Annotated in this window: 26 protein-coding genes; 6 read left to right on the top strand and 20 right to left on the bottom strand. The window is 71.5% G+C overall.

Going from position 1 to position 24,882, the window contains the following annotated elements:
- Positions 1–10: 10 nt before the first annotated feature.
- From AVZ66_RS09285 to AVZ66_RS09240, 10 genes are read right to left on the bottom strand one after another with little or no spacing between them, the layout of a single operon-like run.
- Positions 11–718 carry an adenosylcobinamide amidohydrolase gene (locus tag AVZ66_RS09285; RefSeq protein WP_058983799.1) on the bottom strand — a complete coding sequence of 236 codons (708 nt, stop codon included), beginning with the start codon at positions 716–718 and terminating at the stop codon, positions 11–13.
- Complete coding sequence (gene cobD / locus AVZ66_RS09280) at positions 711–1,721, bottom strand: threonine-phosphate decarboxylase CobD (protein WP_058983798.1); 1,011 nt, start codon at positions 1,719–1,721, stop codon at positions 711–713. The genes AVZ66_RS09285 and cobD overlap by 8 nt, the downstream gene beginning before the upstream one ends.
- Entirely contained in the window at positions 1,711–2,289 is a 579-nt protein-coding gene (locus tag AVZ66_RS09275) for an NTP transferase domain-containing protein (protein ID WP_058983797.1), read from the bottom strand. The genes cobD and AVZ66_RS09275 overlap by 11 nt, the downstream gene beginning before the upstream one ends.
- Entirely contained in the window at positions 2,289–3,041 is a 753-nt protein-coding gene (cobS, locus tag AVZ66_RS09270) for an adenosylcobinamide-GDP ribazoletransferase (protein WP_058983796.1), read from the bottom strand. The genes AVZ66_RS09275 and cobS overlap by 1 nt, the downstream gene beginning before the upstream one ends.
- Positions 3,032–3,934 (bottom strand): adenosylcobinamide-phosphate synthase CbiB, encoded by a 903-nt coding sequence (gene cbiB / locus AVZ66_RS09265; RefSeq protein WP_058983795.1) that lies wholly within the window; start codon positions 3,932–3,934, stop codon positions 3,032–3,034. The genes cobS and cbiB overlap by 10 nt, the downstream gene beginning before the upstream one ends.
- Positions 3,925–4,545, bottom strand: a complete 621-nt coding sequence (locus AVZ66_RS09260; RefSeq protein WP_058983794.1) for an HAD family hydrolase — start codon at positions 4,543–4,545, stop codon at positions 3,925–3,927. The genes cbiB and AVZ66_RS09260 overlap by 10 nt, the downstream gene beginning before the upstream one ends.
- A 43-nt stretch (positions 4,546–4,588) precedes the next feature.
- On the bottom strand, positions 4,589–6,094 hold the full coding sequence (locus AVZ66_RS09255; RefSeq protein WP_058983793.1) for a cobyric acid synthase: 1,506 nt from the start codon (positions 6,092–6,094) through the stop codon (positions 4,589–4,591).
- A complete protein-coding gene (locus AVZ66_RS09250; RefSeq protein ID WP_082678821.1) occupies positions 6,094–6,783 on the bottom strand; it encodes a cob(I)yrinic acid a,c-diamide adenosyltransferase in 690 nt (229 codons plus the stop codon). The genes AVZ66_RS09255 and AVZ66_RS09250 overlap by 1 nt, the downstream gene beginning before the upstream one ends.
- Positions 6,780–8,078, bottom strand: coding sequence for a cobyrinic acid a,c-diamide synthase (locus AVZ66_RS09245; protein WP_058983792.1), 1,299 nt, complete (start codon positions 8,076–8,078; stop codon positions 6,780–6,782). The genes AVZ66_RS09250 and AVZ66_RS09245 overlap by 4 nt, the downstream gene beginning before the upstream one ends.
- Complete coding sequence (locus tag AVZ66_RS09240) at positions 8,075–9,094, bottom strand: nicotinate-nucleotide--dimethylbenzimidazole phosphoribosyltransferase (RefSeq protein ID WP_058983791.1); 1,020 nt, start codon at positions 9,092–9,094, stop codon at positions 8,075–8,077. Before AVZ66_RS09240 ends, AVZ66_RS09245 begins: the two co-directional genes overlap by 4 nt.
- A gap of 150 nt (positions 9,095–9,244) precedes the next feature.
- On the opposite strand from AVZ66_RS09240, the gene AVZ66_RS09235 reads away from it, so the two are divergent.
- The 3 genes from AVZ66_RS09235 (at position 9,245) to AVZ66_RS09225 (ending at position 10,675) form a co-directional block, all read left to right on the top strand.
- Complete coding sequence (locus AVZ66_RS09235; protein WP_058983790.1) at positions 9,245–10,015, top strand: sirohydrochlorin chelatase; 771 nt, start codon at positions 9,245–9,247, stop codon at positions 10,013–10,015.
- Between the two features lie 72 nt (positions 10,016–10,087).
- Positions 10,088–10,417: a hypothetical protein gene (locus AVZ66_RS09230; RefSeq protein ID WP_058983789.1), complete on the top strand. Its 330-nt coding sequence runs from the start codon at positions 10,088–10,090 to the stop codon at positions 10,415–10,417.
- A gap of 60 nt (positions 10,418–10,477) precedes the next feature.
- A complete protein-coding gene (locus AVZ66_RS09225; protein WP_058983788.1) occupies positions 10,478–10,675 on the top strand; it encodes a hypothetical protein in 198 nt (65 codons plus the stop codon).
- Positions 10,676–10,683: 8 nt separating this feature from the next.
- Here AVZ66_RS09225 and AVZ66_RS09220 read toward each other — a convergent pair whose 3' ends face one another.
- From AVZ66_RS09220 to AVZ66_RS09210, 3 genes are read right to left on the bottom strand one after another with little or no spacing between them, the layout of a single operon-like run.
- Positions 10,684–11,433, bottom strand: coding sequence for a cobalt-precorrin-7 (C(5))-methyltransferase (locus AVZ66_RS09220; RefSeq protein WP_058983787.1), 750 nt, complete (start codon positions 11,431–11,433; stop codon positions 10,684–10,686).
- The gene (locus AVZ66_RS09215) at positions 11,430–12,125 is read right to left on the bottom strand and encodes a precorrin-8X methylmutase (protein ID WP_058983786.1); all 696 of its coding nucleotides are present in this window, start codon (positions 12,123–12,125) and stop codon (positions 11,430–11,432) included. The genes AVZ66_RS09220 and AVZ66_RS09215 overlap by 4 nt, the downstream gene beginning before the upstream one ends.
- Positions 12,115–16,101 (bottom strand): cobaltochelatase subunit CobN, encoded by a 3,987-nt coding sequence (locus AVZ66_RS09210; protein ID WP_058983785.1) that lies wholly within the window; start codon positions 16,099–16,101, stop codon positions 12,115–12,117. The genes AVZ66_RS09215 and AVZ66_RS09210 overlap by 11 nt, the downstream gene beginning before the upstream one ends.
- A 34-nt stretch (positions 16,102–16,135) precedes the next feature.
- On the opposite strand from AVZ66_RS09210, the gene AVZ66_RS09205 reads away from it, so the two are divergent.
- From AVZ66_RS09205 to AVZ66_RS09195, 3 genes are all read left to right on the top strand, one after another.
- Positions 16,136–18,247: a VWA domain-containing protein gene (locus AVZ66_RS09205; protein ID WP_058983784.1), complete on the top strand. Its 2,112-nt coding sequence runs from the start codon at positions 16,136–16,138 to the stop codon at positions 18,245–18,247.
- Positions 18,244–18,954 carry a hypothetical protein gene (locus AVZ66_RS09200; RefSeq protein WP_058983783.1) on the top strand — a complete coding sequence of 237 codons (711 nt, stop codon included), beginning with the start codon at positions 18,244–18,246 and terminating at the stop codon, positions 18,952–18,954. Before AVZ66_RS09205 ends, AVZ66_RS09200 begins: the two co-directional genes overlap by 4 nt.
- Before the next feature lie 97 nt (positions 18,955–19,051).
- Complete coding sequence (locus AVZ66_RS09195; RefSeq protein WP_058983782.1) at positions 19,052–19,387, top strand: hypothetical protein; 336 nt, start codon at positions 19,052–19,054, stop codon at positions 19,385–19,387.
- Positions 19,388–19,498: 111 nt separating this feature from the next.
- Here the strand turns inward: AVZ66_RS09195 and AVZ66_RS09190 are convergent, their stop codons facing one another.
- From AVZ66_RS09190 to cbiG, 7 genes are read right to left on the bottom strand one after another with little or no spacing between them, the layout of a single operon-like run.
- A complete protein-coding gene (locus AVZ66_RS09190; protein ID WP_058983781.1) occupies positions 19,499–19,870 on the bottom strand; it encodes a DUF3209 family protein in 372 nt (123 codons plus the stop codon).
- A complete protein-coding gene (locus tag AVZ66_RS09185) occupies positions 19,867–21,090 on the bottom strand; it encodes a CbiX/SirB N-terminal domain-containing protein (protein WP_058983780.1) in 1,224 nt (407 codons plus the stop codon). The genes AVZ66_RS09190 and AVZ66_RS09185 overlap by 4 nt, the downstream gene beginning before the upstream one ends.
- Positions 21,087–21,782: a hypothetical protein gene (locus tag AVZ66_RS09180; RefSeq protein ID WP_058983779.1), complete on the bottom strand. Its 696-nt coding sequence runs from the start codon at positions 21,780–21,782 to the stop codon at positions 21,087–21,089. Before AVZ66_RS09180 ends, AVZ66_RS09185 begins: the two co-directional genes overlap by 4 nt.
- Positions 21,779–22,048, bottom strand: a complete 270-nt coding sequence (locus AVZ66_RS09175; RefSeq protein WP_058983778.1) for a ferredoxin — start codon at positions 22,046–22,048, stop codon at positions 21,779–21,781. Before AVZ66_RS09175 ends, AVZ66_RS09180 begins: the two co-directional genes overlap by 4 nt.
- The gene (gene cobJ / locus AVZ66_RS09170; protein ID WP_058983777.1) at positions 22,048–23,055 is read right to left on the bottom strand and encodes a precorrin-3B C(17)-methyltransferase; all 1,008 of its coding nucleotides are present in this window, start codon (positions 23,053–23,055) and stop codon (positions 22,048–22,050) included. The genes AVZ66_RS09175 and cobJ overlap by 1 nt, the downstream gene beginning before the upstream one ends.
- Positions 23,055–23,915, bottom strand: coding sequence for a precorrin-3B C(17)-methyltransferase (locus AVZ66_RS09165; protein WP_058983776.1), 861 nt, complete (start codon positions 23,913–23,915; stop codon positions 23,055–23,057). Before AVZ66_RS09165 ends, cobJ begins: the two co-directional genes overlap by 1 nt.
- On the bottom strand, positions 23,912–24,880 hold the full coding sequence (cbiG, locus tag AVZ66_RS09160) for a cobalt-precorrin 5A hydrolase (protein WP_058983775.1): 969 nt from the start codon (positions 24,878–24,880) through the stop codon (positions 23,912–23,914). The genes AVZ66_RS09165 and cbiG overlap by 4 nt, the downstream gene beginning before the upstream one ends.
- Positions 24,881–24,882: the final 2 nt, after the last annotated feature.

The following is a 24,882-nucleotide window of genomic DNA, read 5'->3' as shown; positions in this document are numbered from 1 at the left end:
CACGTTCTTCTCACTCGCCGGGAACGAACACGTCCCCGCGTGCGTCAGTCCGGACGCCGTGTCTGGCGTCCGCGACGGACTCGGGCGGGTCGTCGTCGCGGTATCGGCTCGCGTAGCTCGCTTGTAGTGCGTCCCGCACACAAGCCCGAGCGGCGGCGCCGACGCGCGTGGCGCTCCCGGAGAACGCCGCGTCCTCGCCCGTGGGGTCGGTGGCTGCGACGACGGCGTCTGTCGTCGTCCCCGGGAATCCCGCGACGTCGAGCAGGGTCGCCGCCTTCGCTTCGGCGGCGACGGCGACGAGATTCGCGAGCGCGGCGTCGTCGAGGGCGCGCGTCGTCCCGACGAACACGTTCACCGTCCCAGCGACGGCCTCGGGTTCCTCGGGGAGCGCCCCGCCCTCGGGTTCTATCGGGAGCGCCGCGGGGTTCGAGACGCCGACGGTCGCGACGGCTTCGACCGGGCCACGGCGTGCGCCCCGGGCGTGGCGCTGGGCGACGCCCGTGAGCAACACAGGAGCCGCGCTCGTGGACTGGAAGCTCGCCTCTGCGAGGCGCTCGCGGACGTACGCGTCGAGGTCGGCGGGGTTCCAGCCCTCCGGCACCGTGACGTTGAACGCGCGGTCGGCGTCCGCGAACCCGCCGTCCCAGCCGGTCGACAGCCAGCGCGTCCGCTCGCGTTCGAGTTCGAGAACGCCCTCACGCGTGGTCGCGTCAAACATCGCCGAGCACCGCCAGCAAGCGGTCGTTCTCCGCAGGCGTGCGGACGGCGACGCGCACGTGGCTGTCCAATCCGCGGAACGTCGTCGCGTCCCTGATTGCGACGCCCCGGGATTCGGTGGTCTCGCAGAGCGCGCTCACGTCGCGGTCGCCGACGTCCAGAAGGAGGAACGGCGCGTGCGAGTCGAACACGTCGAAGTCGCCGGCGAGCGCGTCCACCATCCGGCGGCGTTCGCTGGCGACGCGCTCGCGGGTCTCGCTGACGAACTCGCGCTGGCGCATCGCGTGCGCGCCGACGGCCGACGCGGGCGTGCCGAGGTTCCACGCACGCCGCGCCGTCCGCAGGTCGCCGAGACGGTCGCCGGTCGCAACGAGGAAGCCCGCACGGAGTCCAGGTAACCCGAACAGTTTCGTGAGCGAGCGCGCGACAACGACGCCGGGCGTCCCGGCCAGCGACGGGGCGTCGGTGAACCCGAGGAACGCCTCGTCGACGAGTAGTTCGGTGTCGGCGTCCCGGCAGCGCCGCGCGAACTCGCGGAGCGCGTCCGGGTCGGACAGCTCTCCGGTCGGATTGTTGGGGTTGCAGACGACGGCCATCGCGTGCTCGCTGGGGTCGGCGGCGAGGAGTTCGTCGTGCGGGACGAAGACGGGGTCGCCGCCCTGTAGTTCGACTTCTCGCGCGTACTCGCCGAAACTCGGGTACGGAACGAGCACGCTGTCGCCGGGTTCGACCCGCGTCTCGATTGCGAGGCGGATGCCCGCGAGGCCGCCCGGCGTCGGCACCACTCGGTCGGCGGCGCAGTCGACGTACGCCGCGCCCGCCTCGCGGAATTCGGGGTAGTCGTCGTTCGGGTAGCGCGCGGCGTCGTCGAGCGCGCCCTCGTACACTTCGCGGACGCCCGGCGGCGTCCGGGGGTTGACGTTCGCGGAGAAGTCCAGCACGTCGGGGTCGTTGCTGCCGCCGTGGGGCACGCGGCCGGCGTCGCGGACGGCGTCAGGTTCCATCGTCTCCCTCCACGCTCCCGCGGCAGTTCGGTGCGTCGGTTCGCGGCGCGAGCAGGCGCTCGGCGAGCGCGGCGTCCGCGCGGCGGTTGACGTTCACCGCGAGGCGAGCGTCGTAGCTGCAAAACACTGAGTCCTCGCCCTCGCCGACGACGTTCACGCCGGTCGGCGCCCACTCGTCCTCCCCATCGACGCTCGCGCCGAGCGCGTCCTTCAGCGCGGTCGGGACGCGCACGCTCGTGGAGCCGTCGGCCGCGTCCAGTACGGTGTCGACCACCGCACCGTCGAGCAGCGGGAGGTCGGCTGCGACCGTCAGCACGGGCGTTTCGACGGATTCGAGCGCGGTCGTCAGGTCCGCGACGTAGCCGTCCCCGTGCGTCTCGACGAGCGGGAGGTCGCCGTCGAGGTGCGCGCGCGTCTCGGGCGCGTTCGGTGAGACGACGGCGTACGTGGTGTCGACGCGGCTCTCGGCGAGCGCGTCACGCACGCGGTCGACCATCGGGCGGCCCGCGACTTCGAACAGCGGCTTCTCGGAGTCGCTGTCGAGGCGCGTCCCGCGGCCGCCACACATCAGTAGAGCGTCCACACGACCACCCCCACGTGGAGTCCGGCGACGCGCGCGAGTTCGTTGACGGCGCCGAAGACGTCGCCGTTCACGCCGCCGAGCAGCGCACGGAGCCGCCACAGAACGAACGCAGCGGCGGCGATGGCGCCGGCGAGCGCGCCAGCGGCCGCCGGCGTCGGCCACGAGAGGACGACGGCGGGCGCGGCGACGAGCGCGACAGGGAGCAGGGCTCGGGCGTTCGCGCGCTCGGTGAACTGCGACCCCAGTCCCTCGTGGGCGGCGGTGCCGAGGCAGGCCACGCTCGCCATTCCGGTTTTCGCGCCGACTTCGGCGGCGACGACGACCGCGAGCGCGGCGCGCGTCGGCAACCCCGCGACGCCGAGCGCCCCGAGCGCGAGACCCGCGACGATGACAGCAACCGCTGTGACCGCGCCCACGCCGACTTTCGTGTCCTTGAGCACGCGCGTTCGCTCCTCACTGTCGCCGTGGACGACGAGCGCGTCCCCGGCGTCCGCAACGCCGTCGAGGTGGTTGACGCCCGTGACGGCGAAGACGACCGCGAGGTACGCGAGCGCGACGGTCCCCCCGGGGAGCGCGTCCGCCGCGAGGAACGGGACGGCCAGCAGCGCGCCGACGGCGTAGCCCGCGAGCGGGAACGCCCACGGCGACTCCCGGAATCGCTCCCACGCGCTCTCGGTGTGGCCGACGGGGAGTCGCGTCAGGAACCCGAGCGCGCCCCGGAGCGCGGTCACGACCACGCGACCACCCCCGCCGCGAGCGCGTACGCGAGCACGCCAGCCGCTCCGACGACGCGGACGCCGCGCTCGCTCTCCGCGACGCTGGGGAAGTCGGTGCCGAGCGGCAGATCGTAGACGCCCGATTTCGCGAGGCGGACGCCTAGCGCGGCGGCGAGCGTCGCCATCGGCCACCCGGAGTTCGGGGATGGCGGCGCGGCAGCGTGCTCGCGGGTGCGGACTACGGACCCGACGTCGAGCGCAGCGATAGCGACGAGTGCGGCGCTCAGGCGCGCGGGCAGCCACATCACGAGGTCGTCGAGGCGCGCGCTCGCGGTGCCGACGCGCTTCGAGCGGTAGCCGAGCATCGAGTCGAGCGTGTTCACCGCCTTCACCCACGCCGCCGCACCAGCGGCGACCGGCAGCGAGACGGCCGCGCCCGCGGTGAACGCCAACAGCGGCGCGACGAGACCGTCCGCGAGGTTCTCGGCGGCGCTCTCGACGGCCGCACTCCGGAGTTCGCCCGCCGAGAGGTCGCTGGCGTCGCGTCCCGCCAGCGACAGCAGGCGCTCGCGGGCAGCGTCGAGGTCCGCGTCAGTGGCCGCGACGACGGCGCGCACTTCGCCGAGTAACATCCGCAGGCTGGTCGTCGAGAACAGCGCGAGGCCCGCGACTGCCGCCGCGGCGACGTCGACGCTTCCCGCGAATGCGACGAGCGCGCTCACGGCGCCTGCGGCGGCCAGCGGGAGCACGACAGCCACGAGCGCGCCGACCGCGTGTGGGTGCGCGAACTCGCGGTCGAACGGCGCGACAGCGCGCCCGAACCACGCGACGGGGTGCACGCGCGTCGGTGGCTCCGCGAGCGCGGTTTCGAGGCCGAACGCGAGCGCGACGGCCGCGACTGCGGTCAGCGACACGGTATCGCCTCCAGTGCCGCCGGGACCTCGCGGAGCGGCGTTTCGTCGAGGAGAATCGCGCGTCCCCCGTGGGCTTCGACGCCGCCGTCCGTCGCGGCGTCGTCTCCGACGTGGACGAGCGCGCTGGGGGGCGCACCGAGGGCGTCCGCGGCGGCCTCGAACGTGCGCGGGTCGGGCTTCCGCCAGCCGCAACCGACGCTCGTTACGACGATAGCGATGTCGAGGCCGGCGCGGTCGAGCGCGCGTTCGACGAGGCCGGGGACGCTGCAGTTCGAGAGCACGGCGACCGCGCCGCGGTCGCGCGCCGCGTCCAGCGCTGCTCGCGCGCCCTCGCGGCGCTGTACGGGCCGGTCGAACGCCGCCAGCGTCGCGTCGCGGACGACGGCTCTCTCGGCGTCGACGCCGCGGCTCTCCAGTGTGGCCGCGACGTGGCCGGGAAGCGGTTGCTCGGCGCCCTCCGGCACGGGGCCGTGGGGTTCGCGATAGGCCGCGGCCCAGTCGTCGGGCACCGGCACGCCGCGGGCCGCGAGGGCGTCCGCGACGGCGTTCGCGGGGTCGTCGGGGCGCTCGGCGGCGACCAGCGTCCCGAAGAGGTCGAACGACGTTGGCACTGTAGTTTACTTACTGCAAGTAGACTTGAATCGGTCGGTGGGCCTACGCCGGGAGGTCGAGCGCGGCAAGGTCGACGTGCTCGCGCACGAGGGCCGCGGCCGCGTCGTAGGGCGACTCGCGGTCGGTCGCGACACTCGGACGCTCCCGGTCAACGTGCGCGTAGACCGCATTCACGAACGCCTCGCGCGCCGCCTCGTTCTCGAAGAGGCCGTGGAGGTACGTGCCGAGCGCGCGGTCGGTCGCGGCGCTCGTCGGACCGACCGGGTTCGCGAGCGACTTCGGGACGCTCGTCCGACCCATGTGAATCTCGTAGCCCGAAACCTCGCCGGAGGCGTCCGCCAGCGGGCCGGAGCCGTCCAGTTCGCGAGTGACCGCTTCGACGCGCTTGTCCTCCCGAAACTCGGTCTCGACGGGGAGCAGTCCGAACCCCGGGAATTCGTCCACGTCGTCGGTGGACTCGACGCCGGCGTTCGCGACGCGCTCGCCGAGCAACTGGTAGCCGCCGCAGAGCCCCACGACGGGGCCATCGAACGCTCGAAGCGCCTCTCCGAATCCGGCCGCGCGCAACTCACGGAGGTCGTCGACCGTGTTCTTCGTCCCCGGGAGGACCACCGCGTCGGCGTCGTCGAGGCCGGCCCCCGGCGGCACGTACGCTACGCGGACGCCCGGAACACGCGCGAGCGGTTCGAGGTCGGTGAAGTTCGAGATGCGAGGTAGCCGAGGGACTGCGACGGTGACCGCTCGGTCCTCAGTCGCGCCGTCGTCGTCGCCGAAGACCGTGCGCTGGTCCTCGTCCGGGAGCGAGAGGCTGTCCTCCTCCGGAAGTCCGGGGTCGTCGTACGGCACCACGCCCGCGATTGGGACGCCGGTGCGCTCCTCGATTTCCTCGATGCCGGCGTCGAGCAGCGACGGGTCGCCCCGGAACTTCGTGATGACGGCGCCGACGACGCGCTCGCGGACGTCCTCGGGGAGCAGTTCGAGCGTGCCGTAGAGGCTGGCGAACGCGCCGCCGCGCTCGATGTCCACGACGACGAGGACGTCCGCGTCAGCCAGTCGAGCGGTCTCGATATTGGCGAGGTCGCGGTCGTGGAGGTTGACCTCCGCGATGCTGCCCGCGCCCTCCGCGACGACGACGTCGTGGGCGGCGGCGAGGCGTTCGTGGGCGGCTTCGGCGGTCTCGCGCGCGTCCGCCCAGTGGTCGTCGTAGTAGTCGCCCGCGGCGTAGTGGCCGACAGCCTGCCCGTCGAGGACGAGTTGGCTCTCGGCGTCCCCGCGCGGCTTCAACAGTACGGGATTGTGGTCGGTGGTCGCGGGGACGCGCGCCGCTCGGGCCTGCACGTACTGGGAGACGCCGATTTCGCCCCACGCGCTATCTGCGGCGTCGTCGGCTACCGGGACGGCGCGGGCGTTGTTGCTCATGTTCTGGGCTTTGAATGGCGCGACCGACACCCCCGCATCGGCGAGGTACCGGCAGAGCCCGGCGGCGACGGTGCTCTTCCCGACGTGGGAGGCCGTCCCCGCGACGAGCAGCGTCCGCGCGTCGGCCATCAGTACTCGGTGCCCTTGCGGGCGCGCTGGCCCGCGTCGATTGGGTGCGTCTGTTTGCGGACTTCGGTCACGAGGTCCGCGCGCTCGGTCGCGTACGCGGGTTCGTCGTGGCCGCCCGTCAGCACGAGTTCGAGGTTCTCGGGTTTGTTCTCGATGAGCGCGACGATGTCCTCGGGGTCGACGAGGCCGCGGTTCGCGGCGTACAGAATCTCGTCCAGAATCAGCATGTGGACGCCGTCGTCCGCCGGGCCGTCCAGCGGCAGGTCGCCGTCGGTGTCGCTGGCGTCGACGAGTTCGCGCGCTCGGGCGAGGCCGCCCTGCGCGCGCGCTCCGTGTTCGTCGTCGTCGCTGCCGTCGAGGAAGCCGTGCCAGCCGTAGTGCCCTGAGTTCTCGTACGTGAACCCCGGCATCTCGGCGATGGCGTTGTACTCGCCGCGCACGTCCTCGACGCTGGCGGTCCCGCCCTTCATGAACTGGAGGAGGTGGACGCGGTGGCCGTGGCCGGCCGCCCGGAACCCCATCCCGAGCGCGGCGGTGGTCTTGCCCTTCCCGTCGCCGTACCAGAATTGGACGAGCCCGAACTCCTCGGGCGCGCTCGGCGTGATTTCGCGCGCTGTCGGCGTCCGGCCTTTCCCGGGCGTTCGCGCGTGCTGGTCGTCCCGCTCGTCGTCGCCGTGTTCGTCTGTCATAGGTTCTGGATGAACGCGTCGAAGGCGCCGCTGTCGGCGTGGACGTGGGCGTACGTGCCCAGCGTCCGGTGTTCGGTGAGGCCGTCCTGTTCGTCGGTAATGCCGGTTCCGCGCTCGACGTCGAACGCGAACCGCGCGTCGCTCGCGACCGCTGCTTCGGAGTAGTGGAACTCGTGACCGCGCAGTCGCTGGCCCGCGCTCGCGGTGAGTGCGTCGCCGCGAGCGCGCAGTTCCACGTGGTCGAGGGCTTGGTAGCGCTCCCGCATCGTCACGTTCGCGGGGAGCACGCCCGCCATCTCGTGCGTCTCGCCGTCGGTCGTCGTCAGCGACTCCGCGAGCGCCATCAGGCCGCCGCACTCGCCGAGCACGGGGAGGCCGTCCGCCGCCTGCTCGGAGAGCGAATCGAGCGCAGGAGACTCGGCGAGAGCCTCGGCGTGTAGTTCCGGGTAGCCGCCGGGCAGGTAGACGCCGTCGCAGTCGGGGAGGGCGTCGCCAGCCACGGGGGAGAACGGCACCACGTCCGCGCGCTCGCGGAGTCGCTCCCGGGTCGCGGGGTACGCGAAGCAGAACGCCGCGTCCGACGCCACCGCCACGCGCTTCTCGGTCTCGGGCCGGTCCTCGCTGGGCTCGGGTCGCGGCGGTTCGCGTGCGAGCGTGGCAATCTGTTCGGCCTCGACGTGTTCGGCGGCGGCGTCGACGGCCTCGGGGTCGACGGGCGACTCGTCGCCCATGTGGAGGCCGAGGTGGCGGTCGGGAATCTCCAGTCGGTCGTCCGGCGGCACGCGCCCGAGGTACGCGACGCCCTCGGGGAGTGCGTCCCTGATACCGTCGGCGTGGCGGCCGCCGTGCGCGCGCTGGGCGAGCACGCCGACCACGTCCACGTCGAAGCCTGCTTCGGCGGCGTATTCGCGGAAGCCCAGCGCCGTCGCGCCGACGCTCTGCATCCCCGCGCTGGCGTCCACCACGAGCACGACCGGGAGGTCCAGCAGTTCGGCGACGCGCGCGGTGCTGGCGACGCTGCCGTCGTACAGCCCCATCATCCCCTCGACGACGCAGACGTCGCCGTCGCCGCGGTAGTAGTTCCGGCGCACGCCCTCCTCGCCCGAGAGCCACGGGTCCAGCGAGCGCGAGGGCTTCCCCGCGATTGGCTCGTGGTGGCTCGGGTCGATGAAGTCCGGGCCGGCCTTCGCCGGCTGCGGGTCGTAGCCGGCGGTTTCGAGCGCGCGCAGGACCGCCAGCGTCGCGACGGTCTTCCCGACGCCCGACGCCGTGCCGCCGAGAACGACGCCTCTCACGGCGTTGCCTCCCCGGTCACGCGGTCGTAGACGGCCACGATGGCCTCCCGGACGGCGTCCATCCCGACGCCGGCTTCGTCGGCGAGCGCGAGCGCGCCGCCCATCCCGACGCCTTCCTTCGCTTCGCCCGCGAGGTACGCCGCCATCGCGGGGTGGTCGTCGCGTCGCTCGAAGCCCGGGTCGGTGACGGTGAGCGCGAGGTCGTTGTCGGCGGCGAGCGCGCGCACGTCCGCGGAGTCGTCGGCCGCGACGAACGACGTGGTCGCGAGTTCGAGGCCATCCGTGAGGCCGGCGTGCCGGACGAGCGCGCCCGCGGTAGCGAGTTGGGTACCGCCCGCGAGCACGACTTCCGTGTCGGCTTCGAGCGCGCCGACCGCCAGCCCCGAGACGGCTGCGAGCACGGGGTCGCCCATCTGTCGGACCGCGGCGGTCGGCTGGCCGGCGAGGTCGCCGCGGTCGAGGCCGCTGGTGGCCAACCCCTCCTCGACGACCTCGCGCTTGAGTTCGAGGGGGTTCTCGGGGAGCGACGAGGAGACCGCGCGGCGCTCGCCGAGCGCGGCGAGGACGCCCATCGCGGTGGTGGTGCCGCCGGGAATCGTCTCCGCGAGCACGAGGCGGTCGGCGGGGAGGTCGGCGCCGAACCGGCGCGCGGCAGCGAAAATCGAACCCGCGTCCGGGACTGGCTCGGGGTCGCGCACGTCGCCGCCGCGCGCCGCGCCCACATCGACGGTGGGCGCGCCCGTGGGTTCGGCGAGGCCGGCGTCGACGACGATGCTCTCGAAGTCGACGCGCTCGCGTGCGGCGCGCGTGACGACCGCGGGAGTCGGACAGCCGGTGGGGCTGACGGGGACGACGGGGGCGCGCACGGGGCGGCCGTACGCGATGATTTCGGCGTCCGCGCTGGGCGTGTGCGCCATCAGCGCGGGGTCGGCGCCGGCGGCGCTGATGCCGTCGATGGCCGCCGTCTCCGTGGAGCCGGCAACGAGCGCGAACAGCGTCTCGGGCGTGTCAGTCACGTTCGCGGAGAGAACACAAATGGACTTTAATTCAGCGGTCGGGTTCGTCAGAAGTGGCTTCGTTCGGCGCGGCCAGCGCAAGCTATTAGGGGAGTGCGCACGCGACGTTACACAACCCGAGTTGGATTAGAACAATCCAACTTTACTATCATGACACGCGACGCTCTCGTCCTGCTCGGCCGGGACACGCCCCACGCCCGCGAAACGCTCGCCACCCACGCCAGCCGCCTGCGCGACCGCGGCGTCGCGGACGCGGTCCACGCCTGCCACTTCCGCCACGAGCCGCGGCGGGACCTCCGCGACCAACTGGCGGCCGTCGACGCCGACCGCGCGTTCGCCGTCCCGATGACGGCCGCGCACGGCCGCGAAACCACCGTCGGCGTCCCCGCCGCGCTTGACCGCCTCGACGCCGCGGTCCACTACTGCGAGCCCGTCTGTCGCAGCCCCGCGGTCACGGACGCGCTCCGCGACCGCGCCACCGCTGCGGCCGACGGCACCCCCGCTGCGCTCGGCCTCGTCGCGCTCGGCTCCAGCTCTCGGCCCTACCACCGACAGGTCGCGGAGTACCACGCCGCCCGCCTGCGCGCGAACGGCGACTACGACGACGTCACCACCAGCTATCTCGTCCAGAACCCCGCCGCGGAGTGCCTGCGCTACAACCTCGACGCCGACGACGCCGTCGCCGTCCCGCTGTTCGTCGCGGGCGGCGACGCCACCGACCGCGACATCCCCGACCGCCTCGAACTCGACCGCGGCGGCCTCTCGTACGCTGACCCGCTCGGCGCCCACCCGCGGCTCACGGACGCCGTCGAAGCCCAACTCGCCCAGCAGCGCGTGCTCGCTGGCCACGACGGCGTCACCTTCGAAGCGTCGCTGACCGCCGATGCCGCCGCGTTCGCCGCCGACGGCGACGGCCGGTAGGGGCCGCCCGCCGGACGCAGTGAGCCGCCCTCCCACGCAATTCTTTTTGCGTTGACGTTTCTTCCCGGAGATATGGACCTCCGCCCCCTCGTCTCGCCCGCCCTCTACGGCGGCGTCGCGGCCGCCGTCGTCGCCGCGCTCGGCTACGCCGTCGCGGCCTCGCAGTCGCTCCCGCTCACCATGCCCGCGTTCGTCTACGCGTTCGGCGGCCTCACCGCCGTCGCGCTGCTCGCCGGCACCAGCAGCATCAACGAGAACTCCGAGACGCCCGACGTCGTGGCCAGCGGCGACCAGACACTGTCCCCGCCCACCGAGGCCGGCGGACCGCGCCGCCTGCTGTTCATCTGCTTCTCGCTGGCGCTCGCGCTCGCGGGCGTGGTCGGCGTCGCGGTGTTCGCGTGACCCGACGCGCGCGCTGCGACTACGCGTAACTATTACGTCACTTCTCCGGGAACTGCGCGTGTGTCCGACTACTCGCCCCCCTCGCTCCCCCGCTCGTGGACCGTCGCCCTCGTCGCCCTCCTCGCGGCCGCGTTCGCGTACTCGGTGCTGATTGTCCACCAGTTGCTGCTCGGCCTGCTCCCCACGCTACTGGTCGGCGTCGGCTACTACGCGTGGCGGGTGCTCGCCGCGCTCGAAGCGATTGCCGGCGCGCTCTGAACGGCGCGCTACGGTCGGCGGACCGCCAGCACCGAGAGGTCCGAGAACGGCGTCTCCTCGCCGGCGTAGTTGGCGAGGTCGGCGAGGGTCGTTCGCGTTATCTCCTCGTCGTCGTGAGTCAACTTCTCCAGCACGAGCGCCGGCAACTCGGGGTCGGCGCCCGCGTCCACCAGGTCGGCGGCGACGTCACCCGGCATCAAGTCGAACGGCCGCGGCAGCACGAGCAGGTGGCGCTCGCCCACAGATTCGCGGAGCCGCGCGAGGTCGTCGGTCAGGTCGCCGCTCTTGTGGAGCGTGACGAACTCGGTGTCCTCCATCGGCGTGCGCGCCCGGCTCGCCGCCACCTGCAGCGACGAGACGCCCGGAATCACGCGCACGGGCCGCTCCACCGCACGCTCGACCTTCCCGAGGAACTGGTAGCCCGAGTGGTTCGGGTCGCCCATCAGCACCGCCGTCCCGCGCTCGCCGGCCGCGACGCGCTCCGCGAACGTCGCCAACGTCTCGCCCTCGTCGCGGTAGCCACACGTCAGCAGGTCTGCGTCCGTGTGGTCAGCGACGAACTCCACGACCGTCTCGAACCCGACGACGACGCCCGCCTCGCGTATCGCGCGCTCGCCGCGCGGCGTCAGGAACTCCGGGTTCCCGGGGCCGACGCCGACCGCGTGGACGACTCGCTGACCGTCCGCCGCTGCTTCGGGACCGCTGGCCGCGAACGCCGCCGGGTCCGGCCCCGAATCGAGGTCGTAGTCGTCGCTCACGGCTCCAAGTCGACGTCGCCGTCACGGGCGTCGCTGGCGACGTGAACCAGTTCGTTCGTGAGGCCCGCTGCGAGACCGCTGCCGCCGCGTCGCCCGACGTTCGTAATCGCGGGGACGCCGTTCGCGGCGGCGGCCTCGCGGAGGCGCTGCCGGCTCTCGGCGGCCTTCACGAAGCCGACGGGCGTCGCGACGACGACCGCGGGCCGGGTACCGTCCTCGATGCAGTCCGCGAGCGCGAGCGCCGCTGTCGGCGCGTTCCCGACGACCGCGATAGCGCCGTCGTAGACACCCTCCTTGTCCAGTTCGAGGACCGACGCGGCGGTCCGCGTCATCCCCGTCTCGGCCGCCAACTCGGCGCCGTTCCCGATGGCCTTCCGCACCTCGCAGTCGTGACCGCGGCCCGTCACGCCCGCCTTCACCATCGTGATGTCCGTCACGATTGGCGTCTCGTCGAGTACCGCGCGAGCGCCCTCCCTGACCGGTTCGCTGTCGTCGCCGCCCGTGAACCGGACGAGGTGCTGGAACTCGGGGTCGCCGGTCGCGTGCACGGACTTCTGTCGCACGCGGTCCGCGAGCGTCTCGTCGGGCACGAGTTCGCGCACGCGGTCCATGCTCGTCTCCGCGATGTCCATCGCGTTCTCGGTGGTCGCCCCGAGGTCGGCGTACGACTCGAAATTACCGTCAGTCGTCATCCGAGGGCACCTCCGTTGGGTCAGCAGTCGATTCACGCGACGAGCGCGCTTCGAGGTCGCCCTCCACCTGCAGATTCAGGTCTCGCAGCCGTTCTTCGGTGTCGTCGTCGGCGTCCCAGAGGCCGCGCTCGATGGCCTCCAGAAGGGTGTCCGTGATGGAGTCCAGCGCCCACGGGTTCACGTCCCGCAGCCACTCTTGGCGGTCCTCGTCGAAGGCGTACTTCTCGGCGACCTCGCTCCAGAGGTGGTCCGAGACGATGCCGGTGGTGGCGTCCCACCCGAGCGTCACGTCGACCGTCGAGGACAGGTCGCCGGCGCCCTTGTAGCCGTGCTCCTCCATCGATTCGAGCCACTCGGGGTTGAGGACCCGCGCCCGCATCGCCTTCCGCACCTTCTGCTCGTTCGTGTACACGTCCACGTTGTCCGGGTCGCTGGAGTCCCCGACGTACGACGCCGGCTCCTCGCCGGACTCCTCCGCGACGGCGGTGATGAAGCCGCCGTGGAACGCGTACCAGTCCGAGGAGTCGAACTCGTCCTGCTCGGCGGTGTCCTCGATTTTCACGGTCGCCTCGACGTTCCCGAGGCGGCGCTCGAACGCGTCGTGGGCCTCCGAGACCTTCCCCCGGGACCCCATCGCGTAGCCGCCCCACTGGACGTAGACGTCCGCGAGGTCCGAGCGGTCCTCCCACTCGCCCTCGTCGACGGCCTTGTTCGTGCCCGCGCCGTAGCCGCCCGGACGCGTCGTGAACACGCGGTGCTTCGCGGCGGACTCGGGGTCGTCGACGCCCTCCTCGGCCAACTGCTCGGCGTCCTCCTCGACGTGCTTCTTCACGTAGTTCCGGTCGTGTGGCTCGTCGAGTGCGACGACGGCGTCCACGGCGTCGTGAATCACGCCCGCCGCCTGCGGGAACGCGTCACGGAACAATCCGGAGACGCGCGTCGTCACGTCGATTCTCGGCCGCCCGAGTTCGTCCAGCGGAATCGGCTCCACGTCGTCGACGCGCCCGGCGTCCGTCCACACCGGGCGCACGCCCATCAGCCCGAGCACCTGCGCGATGGTCTCGCCGCGCGTGCGAACCGTGGGTGTCCCCCACGCGACCACGCCGATTTCCTCGGGGTACTCGCCCTCCTCCGTGTAGTGCCGCTCCGCGACGCCCTCGGCGACTTCACGCCCGACGTCCCACGCGGGCTTGGCGGGCACCTTCCGCGGGTCCAGCGTGTAGAAGTTCCGGCCCGTCGGCAGCAGGTCGACGCCGCCCCGAGTGGGCGCGCCGCTCCCGCCCGGTTCGACGTACTCGCCGTTCAGTGCGTCCGCCGTCTGGGGAATCTCGGTTTCCGCGCCGAACACGCGCGGCGCCGCCTCCTCGCAGATGAACGCCAGCACGTCGCGCAGGTCGTCGTGCGCGCCCGACTTCGCCCGCGCGTCCCCGAGCGTGTCGATGTCGACCACGAGGAGGTTCATGTTCACCTCGCTGTCGCTCTCGACGTTCGACGCGGGCACGTCGAAGCCCTCCGCCGCGAGCGTCTCCACGAGGTCGACGCTCGTTTCGTACACCTCGTCGGCGGCCTCGGCGTACGTCATCCCCAGTTCCTCGCTGTACGCGCCCGGGGAGTCCAGCATCGTCTGGTAGTCCACGCCGAGGACGCCCGCGACCGACTCGCGCAGCGACGGCGCGCCTGGGTTTTCGAGGCGCGTGAGCGCGACGAGGTACTCCACGAGGCGGTCGCCTTCCGGCGGTTCGCCCATCGTGTGGAGTCCCAGCCGAATCTGCGTGGTCTTCACGTCCGTCACGTACTCGTGGACACGCTCGACCAGTTCCTCGATGTCCACGTCGTCGCCCGATACGCTACCTTCTGCCAGCGACGTGCCTGCTTCGTCGGGACCGCGAACGTCCGCTTTCTCCGAAATCTCGCCCTCGATGCCGAGTTCGACCGCGAGGTCGAGGTCGTCGACGTGCTCGCGGATGCGGTCCGCGAGGTGGTCCTCGGAGTCCGCGCCGACTCCCGTTCCGGCCTCCCGGTAGCGCGAGGCGAGTTCTTCGAGTTCCGCGAGGTTGTCGTACGCGCCGGCGTTGCTCATCACGGGCGTGAGGTAGTCCACGACCGCGGCGTACGACCGGCGCTTGGCCTGCGTGCCCTCGCCGGGGTTGTTGACGATGTACGGGTAGACGTTCGGCAGGTCGCCGAGCAGCGCGTCCGGCGCGCTCGCTGAGTCGAGGCCGACGGTCTTCCCGGGCAGCCACTCCAGACTGCCGTGCGTGCCGAGGTGGACGACGGCGTCCGCGTCGAAGTCGTTTCGGAGCCACGCGTAGAACGCGTAGTAGTCGTGTGGCGGCTGGAGGTCGCTGTCGTGGTAGACCTTCTCCGGGTCCATCCCGAACCCGCGCGGCGGCTGGACGGTCACGAGCACGTTCCCGAACTCCACGCCCGGAATCGCGAACGGACGCTCGGGTGGGTCGCCCCACTCTTCGACCACGTTCTCGCGGAACTCGGAGTCGGCGTCCGCCCACCAGTCTGCGTACTCCTCGGGCGACACCACGTCGACGCTGTGTTCGCGCACACCGCCAGACGCGTCTGACGAGCCCACGCTCGCTTCGCTCGCGCGGACGTCCTCGGGCGCGACCCAGCGGTCGTCCAGCGTGAGCTGGCTCGTCAGTCGCTCGATGAGGGCCTGTCCCTCGGGGGGCGTCTGGCCGTCTCGCGGGTCGCTCCGCTCCCCGCTCGACTGTGCCGAGGCGCTTCGCGCCTCGCTACCGAGATTGTACCCGCGTGCGTCCAGTTCGTCGAGCAGATTCACCGTGCTCTCGGGCGTGTCGAGGCCGAACGCGGTGCCGATGCCGTCGTCGCTGGGCGGGTAGTTGTGGAGCACGACGGCGACCTGCTTCTCGTCGTTGTCGAGGTGGCGCAGGCGCGCCCAGTTCACCGCGAGGCCGGCGGCGTGGTCGACGCGGTCCTCGATGGGGAAGTGCTGCTTCGGCGCGGTGCCGATGCCCGCGTCGTCGTCGGTGCGCTCTTTCCCCGAAATCGGGTGCGTGATGACGTTGCCGTCGAACTCCGGGAGTGCGACCGAGAGCGCGAGTTCGAATCCCATCACGCCCGTGTCCGCGGAGTCGTAGCGGGAACGCGAGCGCATCGTCGTTACCGTCTGGAGGACGGGCACGCCGAGGCGGTCGAGGAAGACGTCCTCGGCCGAATCGCCTTCGTCGGAGGCCGAGCGGCCGCGCTCGTCCATCGACAGCGAGAACATGAACGAGGAGAGCACGGCGTCGACGACTGGCTCGCCGTCTTCTAAGAGCCACGTGTCGGTCACCCACTCGGCGTCTTCTTGTTCGTCGGTGTCCGTGGCTGGATTACAGAAAATCGGGAGGGCGTTTGCGCCCTGTTCTTCCAGCGCGCGCACGATGCTGTCGACGTAGCGCGTGTTCTCGTGGGTCCAGTGGGACTCGTAGAACCAGACCGCCACGGTGGGTGCGTCCGGGTCGAAGGTCGCGCGGAGTTCGTCGTACTCGGCGCCCGGGTGGTCGGGGTGGTAGACGCCCTCCGTGGGGAGCGCGACGGGGTCGTCGTACGCGCGCTCGGCGGGGGAGTAGCGGTCGACGAGGAAGCGCAGGCAGTTCGCGACGTTCGCGGTGCCGCCGCGGTCGAGGTACTCGTAGACGGTGTCGCGGTCCTCGGCGGCGACAGTGGTGTCTTCGACGGCGTAAGCGTCGCCCGTGGACTTGACGACCAGCGGGACACCCGCCTCCCGGAGGCGGTCGATTGCGCGGTCGTAGCCGGGCATGCTGTCCTCGGCGCCGTGCAGCCAGAACACGGCGGCGTCGGCGTCGCTGGCGGCGTCGACGAACGCCTCGACGTCGGTGTCGTCGTCGAGGTCGCTCTCCGAGCGCGCGAGGACGTCGGCCTCGACGCGCTCGGCGGCCGCCTGAATCGAGCCGAGCTCGTTCTCGGTCGCGGTGTAGAGTGCAATTTGAGGCATAAGTGTGTTAAACCCACATTGCAGTATTACAACTATGGTTGAATTAGGAAGCGGCAAAAAGGTGTCGCCCGGGCGACGCGCCGCGGCGCCGTTCCCCGCGGTCGTCGGCCAGCGCGACCTCAAGGACGCGCTCCTCGCGGTCGCCGCCAACGACTCCCTCGACGGTCTCCTCGCGACCGGCGAGAAGGGCACCGCCAAGTCCACGACCGCACGCGCGCTCGCCGACCTACTCCCCGACCAGCGCGCCGTCGCCGACTGTCCGTACGGCTGTCCCCCCGACGACCCCGACCACCAGTGCGCGGACTGCCGCGAACGCGACGACCCGCCAGTCGAGTCCCGGCCGGTCCCGTTCGTCACGCTCCCGCTGGGCGCGTCCCGTGACCGCGTCGTCGGGTCGCTCTCCGTGCCGGACGCTCTCGACGGTGACGCCGAGTTCAACCCTGGTTTACTCGCGCGAGCGAACCGCGGGTTCCTCTACGTCGACGAAGTGAACCTCCTCGACGACCACCTCGTCGACGTCCTCCTCGACGCCGCGGCCTCCGGGGTCAATCGCGTCGAACGCGACGGCGTCAGCGTCACCCACCCCGCCCAATTCACCCTCGTCGGCACGATGAACCCCGAGGAGGGCGACCTCCGCCCGCAGTTCCGCGACCGCTTCGCGCTCCACGTCGACGTCGCGGGCAGCGACGACCTCGACGAGCGCGCCGAAATCGTCTCGCGCGCGCTCGACGGCTTCGACGGCGACTACGCCGAGGCGACCGAGCGCGTCCGCGAACGCCTGCTCGACGCGCGCGAGCGCCTCTCCGACGTCGACCTGCCCGAGTCGCTGGTCCGCGACATCACCGAACTCTGCCGGGACGCGGGCGTCGACGGCCACCGCGCGGACGTCGCGACGGCCCGCGCCGCGCGTACGCTCGCCGCCCTCGACGGCCGGCCGACGGTCACGGAGGCAGACGTGCAGCGCGCCGCCGAGTTCGCGCTCCCCCACCGCCTCCAGTCGCGGCCGTTCGAGGACGCGCCCGACCCCGAGGACGTGGTGGACGACCACTTCGAGGACGAATCCGGGAGTGAGGACGAACCGACTGACGGCGAGACGAACGGAGACGCGAGTGACGACCCGGACGCCGAGTCCAGTGACGAAGCGGACGACTCCGACTCGGACTCCGAGCACGAACGCGAACCCGAATCTGGTGGCGAAGCGGACGACGACGAGAGAGCTGGCGGCGTCCCGGAGGGCGCGCACGCGTCCAACAGCGACTCTGGAAGTGAGGACGAGTCGGGTGACGACCGAGAGAACGACGCAGAATCGGACGGCGACGACGAGGCGGCTGCGCCGCTCGTCCCGGGCCAGTCGCGCGCCGAGACGGTCGAACCCGGTGCTGGGCGCGCGCCCGAGACGGAGACGCCGGACGCCGAGCGAGACTCCGGGAGCGGACGCGCGGCGGCGACCCCGAGCGCGGACAGTCGCGGGCCGCGCGTGCGGACCGAGCGCGCGTCCGCGACGGACAGCGTGGACGCCGCGGCGTCGGTGCGGGCGGCCGCCGCGCGCGGCAGCGAGACCGTCGAATCCCGGGACCTCCGGCAGTCCGTGCGCGCTGGGTCGGCGTCGGCGCTGGTGGTGTTCGCGGTGGATGCCAGCGCGTCGATGCGCGGACCGATGCGCGCCGCGAAAGGCGTCGCGCTGGACGTGCTGCGGGACGCCTACGAGCGCCGCGACGAGGTAGCGGTCGTGACGTTCGCGGGAGAGGACGCTAACGTGGTGTTGCCGCCGACGGACAGTGTGACGCTCGCTGCCCGACACCTCAAGTCGCTGCCGACGGGCGACCGTACGCCGCTGCCTGCGGGCCTGCGCGCCGCTGACGACGTGCTGGCGCGCGCGGACCCGGACGCCGCCGTCGTCGTGGTCGTCACGGATGGCCGCGCGAACGCCGGGACAGACGCCCCGACCAGTGACACGCGCGAGGCCGCGAGCGCGCTCGCCGACCGCGGCGCGGAAGTGCTCGTCGTGGACGCCGGGGACGGCGACCGCGCGAGCCTCGTCGGCGACGTGGTGCGAGCGTCTGAGGGCGAGCGCGTTCCGCTGGACGCGCTGACGCCCGAGCGAATCGACGGCGCGGTCTCCGCCGCGCGGGGTGACGGCCGATGAGCGGACTCGGCGCTGGCCTCGGTGTCCTCGGTGCGGCCGCGGTGCTGGGCGTCACGCACGCGCTGGAACCCGACCACGCCGCCGGCATCTCCGCGCTCACGAGCGACGCGGACCGCTGGACGCACGCCGCGTTCGTCGGCGGGAGCTTCGCCGTCGGGCACGTTCTGGTCGTGGTCGCGTGGGTCGCCGGCCTCACGCTGCTCGGCACCGCCGCGAGCGCGGTGCCCGCGGTCGTCGACGAGTTCGGCCACCTCGTCGCCGCGGGGATTCTCGTCGCCGTCGCTGCCCTGCTCGCGGTGACGGGTGTGCGCCGGCTCCGCGGGCGGTCCGCGCGCCCGACCCCCGAGGACGCGTCGAACCTCGTCGGCCGACTGCTCTCCCGGCTGCACGTCCACCTCCACAGCCACAGCCACGAGACGCGAGCGGACTACCTCCGCACGGGCGTCGTCGGGTCGCTGTTCGCCCTCTCGCCGCCCGTGAGCATGCTCGCGCTCGTCTCCGCGGTCCTCCCGACCGCGGGCCTCTCCGCGACCGCCGCCAGCGTCGGCGTCTACGCGGTCGCGCTCACCGTCACGATGGTCGTCGTCGGCACCGGACTGGGGAGCGCGTTCACGGCGGCGCGCCAGCGCGGCCGGCACGCCCACGCCGCCGTCGAACTCACCGCGAGCGTCGTCGTGCTCGCGTTCGCCGTCCAACTGGTCGCCTGAGCAGTCGTCGATGCGTTCTCTTCGTTGAGCGTATCGTCCGAAACAGCCGTCACGTTCAGCGGGAAGACTTACGTGGCAGGCTCCTGAAATCTAATATATGATGACAGACACGAGAGTTTCTATCGCCCGTGGGCTGTCTGTCGTGTGTACGGTGGCGTTTCTTGGTGTGTTAAGCTACTATTTGGGCCAGCCGGGCTTCACGTGGACCCGACTGGCGTTGTTCGTGGTTCTCGGCGGACTGGCAGTCGTAGGAACGGCCGGGGTATTCTATCAGCGGGAACTGATTGCGGTCGGTGGGGCCTGCGCCCTGCTCCTGATGGGGTTCTTGCAGGCTGCCCTCTGGGTGTACATCTTCCCCGTTATCGCTATCTTCGTTGTTTCTGCTCTCCTCATCGCAACCGACGAGCAGCGAAAGACTCCAGTCACGGGATAGGACTGATTGAGTTTCCATCGCTCGGTGCGCAGACCTACTCACCGATTCGAGCGCACCAGTATCAGGCGTGCTCGTCCTACGTAGCGACGACCGCGAAAAGAGAGGGTCCCGCTACTCGTCGCCGGGGAACGCGTCGTGCAGCGAGTGGTGGGTCTCGCCGAGGTCCGCGAGCAGCGAGTCGCCGTGATTCGCCACGCGCGCCAGCGACCGCTCGGCGTCCCGCACCGCGACGAGGCGGCCGCGGAGGTAGTCGTACTCGGGGTCGCTGTCGTCGGTCGCGGCGACCTGTTCTTCGAGGTCCACGAGCGCGGCGTCGAGGTGGCGTTGGAGCGCGGACAGCGACTCCGCGTTCGCCAGCCCCTCGATGGGGCCGTCGAGGTGTCCTTCCAGTTCCTTCTCGGCGTGCTCGCGGGCGCTCCGGTCGTCGGTGCCGAGGACGTTCATCAATCCGAGTCGTAGGGCTTCGAGTTCGTGGCAGGTCATAGCAGTTGGGCGTCGAGGTCGGCGACGATGCGGTCCGCGTCGAGGTGCGAGGAGACGATGCGGTCGGCGTCGTCGGGAGCGACGCGCTGGTACCAGACGCCGTCCGGGTAGACGGCGACGTTCGGGCCGTCGCCGCACTGGCCGAGACACGACGAGCGCGTGACGCGCACGCTTCCGTCGTCGGCGTCCCGCGCGGCCTGCCGGAGGCGTTCGAGCACCGCGGGCGCGCCGTCGGCAGCGCACGTCTGATTCGTGCAGACGGCGACGTGTTTGTCGGGGGCGTCGTGGGCATGGGGGTCGTCGGCGACGTTCTCGCGGTCGGCGTGGGTCTCGCGGTGGTCGAGCGCGCGCAGCATCGCCTTCGCGCCCCCGACGTCCTCCTCGTAGCCGTCGAGTTCGACCTTGTACTTGCAGGTGTCACAGGACATCTCCACGCTGCCCGTGCGCGCCTCCTGCCAGCGGTCCGCGAGCACGTCCAATAGTCGCGAGTCCGTGCCCAGCGGGTCGCCGCAGGCCGCCTCCACGTACGGGTACTCGGCGTCGAAGTCGTCGGCGCCGTCCCGAATGCGGCCCGTGAGCACGCCGTCGCCGAGCATGTACGGCAGGACGACTACGGCGTCCGGGCGGTGTTTGGCGACGTCGTGGAGCGTGTCGCCCAGTGTGGGTTCGGTCACGCCGATGAACGTCGGCTCCACGCGGGAGAACTCGCGACCCTCGTGGAGCAGGCGCGCGAGCTTGTGGACGTCAGCGTTCGCGTCCGGGTCGCTGGACCCCCGAGCGCACAGCACGACGGCCACGTCGTCGTCGGTTCGGTCGACGCCGAGATCGGCTTCCACGCTCGCCGCGCGGTCGTCCAGTAGGTCGACGATGGCGGGGTGGACGCCGAGATGCGAGCCGTTGTCGAAGTCGATGTCCGGGTGGTCGGCGCGCGCCTGCCGGAGCGCCGCTGGCACGTCGGTCTTGACGTGGCTGGCGGCGAACAGCGATAGGTGGACCACCGAGATGCTCGAGACGGCGGGCGCGAGCGCGTCGATGGCGTCCCCGATGGAGGGCTCCGCGAGTTCGAGGAAGCCCGCGTCCACGGGGACGCCGAGTCGACTTTCGAGGTCGGCGGCGAGCGTCCGCACCTGTTCGTTGGACTCCTCGCGCCGAGAACCGTGGCCGACTAGCAGCACGGCTTCGTCGTTCAGGCTCCCTGTGGGGCTGTCGGTGCGACTCACGGCTCACCACCCGGTACGGACTCCACGCCCTCCGACTGTTCGAGGCTCCGGCGGAGCTTCCGGCGGCGCGACGGCGCGAACAGCCCCGATGCCTCGCTGTCCTCGTACAGCCACGCGCCGAGTTCCGGCACGGCGTCGTCCTCGACGCTGAAGTAGTACCCCGACGACGCCTCCGAGACCTCGCCGTAGGGCGCGTCGACGGGCGCGTCGTCGAGCAGCGACCGAATCGCGTCGAGGAGCGCGCGGTCCTCGTGGACGAACGAGAGGCCGACGGTCCCCGACGAGGACTTGAAACAGACGGTGCCGCAGGACTCGACGAGGCCGCGCAGCAGGTGGCGGGGGTGGTCGCGGAACGCGTCCAGCCGGTAGCCGCCCGCGTCGCCGTCCAGCGGCAGGCCGAACGCGGCCGCCGCGCGGGCCGCGAGGCCGCCGAACACCTGCACCGTGTACTCGTCCTCGCGGCGCGTCACCGACGTGTCGTGGGCGTACTCGCGTTCCTCGACGCGGTGGCCGGTGCGCTCGCCGCCGGCGATGGCTGCGAGTTTGTCCGCGGCGTCCTCGTCGCTCGTCTCGACGGTCACACAGGAGTCGGTGAGCCGACCCGCGCCCGCGACGTGCCCCCAGAAGTACGCGGTTTCCGGGTGCGCGGCGAGCGCGGACGCCGGCGCGTCGACCAGGGTGTCGGCGCTCATCCGTCCACCTCCTCGACGGTGATGGCGTCGAACGGGCACGCCGCCGCGGCGTCCTCGGCGTCCGCGACGCGCTCGTCGTCGAACGTTCCGACGACGGTCTCGTTCGTCTGCTCGATAGCGCCGTCGTCGCTGTCCTCCGGGGGCGCCGGGTCCGCGCTCGGGTCGAGCGTGGCGATACCGTCGTCGTCCTCGACGAACCGTGGGTCCCGCGTCAGGCACGCGAACACGCCGTCGCAGGCCTCGCGGTCGATAGTAACGCGGTACATCAGTAGTCGTACTTCGTCTCGTAGCCGCGCGGGGTGACCATCCGGTCGTCGAAGACGTACGTGTCCTCGTTGCCGACGACGACAGTCGTCGTCATGTCCACGAGGTCGGTCTCGCCGTACGACTCCAGTTCCCCCAGCGTCGTGAGTTCGACTTCCTCGTCCTCGCGGCCCGCGCCGTGGACGATGCCGACGGGCGTGTCCTCGTCGCGGTGCGCGAGCAGAATCTCGCAGGCCTTCTGGAAGTTCTCGCGGCGCTTCCGGCTCCACGGATTGTAGATGGAGATGGTGAACCCCTCACCGGCGACGGCGTGCAGTCGCGACTCGATTTCCGGCATCGGCGTGAGGTGGTCCGACAGCGAGACGCTGACGGAGTCGTTGACGAGCGGCGCGCCCAGCCGCGCCCCGCAGGACTGCGCCGCGGGGACGCCCGGCACGACCTCGAAGTCGAGTGCGGAGGCGGTCGCACCCTTCGACTCCACGATTTCGAGCGCGAGCCCCGCCAGCGCGTAGACGTTCGGGTCGCCGCTCCCGACGATGGCGACGTCGTTGCCCGCGAGCGCGCGGTCGATGGCCTCCTCCGTGCGGGAGACCTCGCCGCACATCGGCGTGTCGTAGATGTCCTCGGCGTCGTCGGTGATGTCGTCCGGGATGAGGTCGATGTACGTCGTGTACCCGACGATGTGTTCGGCGTCCGCGAGCGCGGCCTTCGCGCGCTCGGTCATTCCCTCGGGCTGGCCGGGACCGAGACCCACAGCGGTCAGCGCTCCGGGGTCGGCGTCGAAGTCGTCGGCAGTCGAGCCGACCTTCTCCTCCGTCGAGTCCGACGCGCCGCACTTCGAGGAACTCGACGAACCTTCCGACTTCGAGGACGCGCCACAGCTCGACGAACTGGCGTCGTCCGTCGAGGACGCGCCGCACTTCGACTCGCTCGTCGACGCCTCCGTCGAGGTGGCGCCGCAGTTGCTGCTCGATGCGTCCGTCTCGGTGGTGGTGTCGTCAGTGCTCATCAGAAGTCCTCCACGTCACGCCCGCCGCGCGGGGTGACGAGGTGTTCGCGGTGGTCGTTGGTCCATACCTCCGTCTCGTGGTTCCCGACGAGAATCGAGGTGCCCATGCCGCCGACCTTCTCGTCGTGGTCAGTGACCTCCCCGAGCGTCGTCACGGTGTGTGTCTCGCCGTCCGCGTTCCGGCCGGCGTCGCCGCGTCCCGCGTCGTTGATGATGGCGACGGGCACGTCGTCCGCGCGCTCCTCGCGGAGCACGCCCACGGCGCGCTCGTAGTCCCGCCAGCAGTTGTAGAGGACGACGACGAACCCGCTGATGGCGGCCGCCCGGAGCTTCTCCTCGATTTCCTCCCAGCCGCGCCACTTCTCCGAGAGGGAGATGGTGCAGAAGTCGTTCGACAGCGGCGCGCCGAGGTTCGCCGCGCCGCCCAGCGCCGCCGTCACGCCCGGCACGATTTCGATGGGGACGTCGTAGGCTTCGTCCTCCTCGGCCATCAGGTAGACCAAGTCGGACTTCCCGTAGACGTTCGGGTCGCCGCCGGAGACGTGCGCGACGTCCTCGCCGTCGCGGACGCGCTCGAACGCCTCGCGCGCGAGTTCGACCTGCCGGCCCATCGTCGACCGCACGATTTCCTGGTCGGGACGCTCGCCGGAGTCCTCCGGCGGCAGCGTGCCGTCGCGCCGCAGGAACTCCTGATAGAGGTTCGACGCGACCACGCAGTCCGCCGTCCGCACCACGTCTTTCGCGCGCTGGGTCATCCCGCCCGGGAGGCCCGGGCCGATGCCGACGACGTACAGCGTGCCGTAGTCGCTGGTGTCCGTGGCGGTGGCGGCGTCGCTGTCAGTAGATGTATCAGCGCTCATCGTCCCACCGCCACCGTGACCGCTTCGTCGTAGCGCTCCTTCTCGACGAGCAGGTCGTGCTCGCGGCCGCCCGCGATGGCCGACGCCTCCGCGATGCCGGGCCAGCCGATGAGTTCCTTCGACCGGGAGGGCGTCGGGCCCTCGTGGTCTTCGAGGGTCTCCTTCTCGAAGGAGACGACGCCCAAATCGAGTTCCTCGGCGGCGGCGAGCAGCCCGTTTTCCTCTTCCTTCCGGGTGCCCGTCGCGACGAACTCCACGTCGTCGAGGTCGTAGTCCGTGGGTTCGAGGCTCGCCTCCCACGCGTCGAGGAACTGGTCTTTGGCCGCGCCGGAGACGCTGCCCGTGCCGAGGACGACGCCGTCGTCGCCGTTGCGCTGCAACACGGTCACGTCGTCGTCAGCGAGGACGGCCGCGGGACCGTCGAGGCGCGCGACCGGGCCGAGGTTCTCGTCGAGAACGGCGAGGTTCGTCGCGACCGTGGAGTCGCCGTTCACGACGTGCGCGTCGAGGGCCTTCGCGCGCTCCTCGACGCCCTGCTTGCCCGCGGCCTCGCTGGCCGTGGTCATCGCCGGGACGGCGCCCATCGACGCGAGGTCGTCGGCGACCTGATTCGCGCCGTGGTGGCCGCCCGTGAGCGGAATCGCCCACGTCAGTTCCTCGTCGACCACGACGACCGCGGGGTCGTCCCACTTGTCGTCGAGCAGCCCCGCGGTCTTTCGCATCGCGATGCCGGAAGCCATCAGGCCGACGAAGCAGTCGTACTCGCCCCAGTACTCCTCGAAGACGTCGCCGTGGTACTCCAGAATCTCGATGGAGTCGTAGCGGTCGCCGATGCCCGCCACGATGTCCTCGGCGGTGCTCATCTTGCGCTCGAACGCCACGATGGCGATGTCCTCCGCTACTTCGCCGTCGGAGTCGGGCGTCGAACAGTGCGCTCCAGTGTCGTCGTTGCTGTCAGTGCTCATGG

This window comes from Halobacterium sp. CBA1132, assembly GCF_001485535.1.
Classification (GTDB): Archaea; Halobacteriota; Halobacteria; order Halobacteriales; family Halobacteriaceae; genus Halobacterium.
The sequence above is the reverse complement of the archived record's forward strand: the minus strand, read 5'-3'. Positions and strand labels throughout refer to the sequence as shown.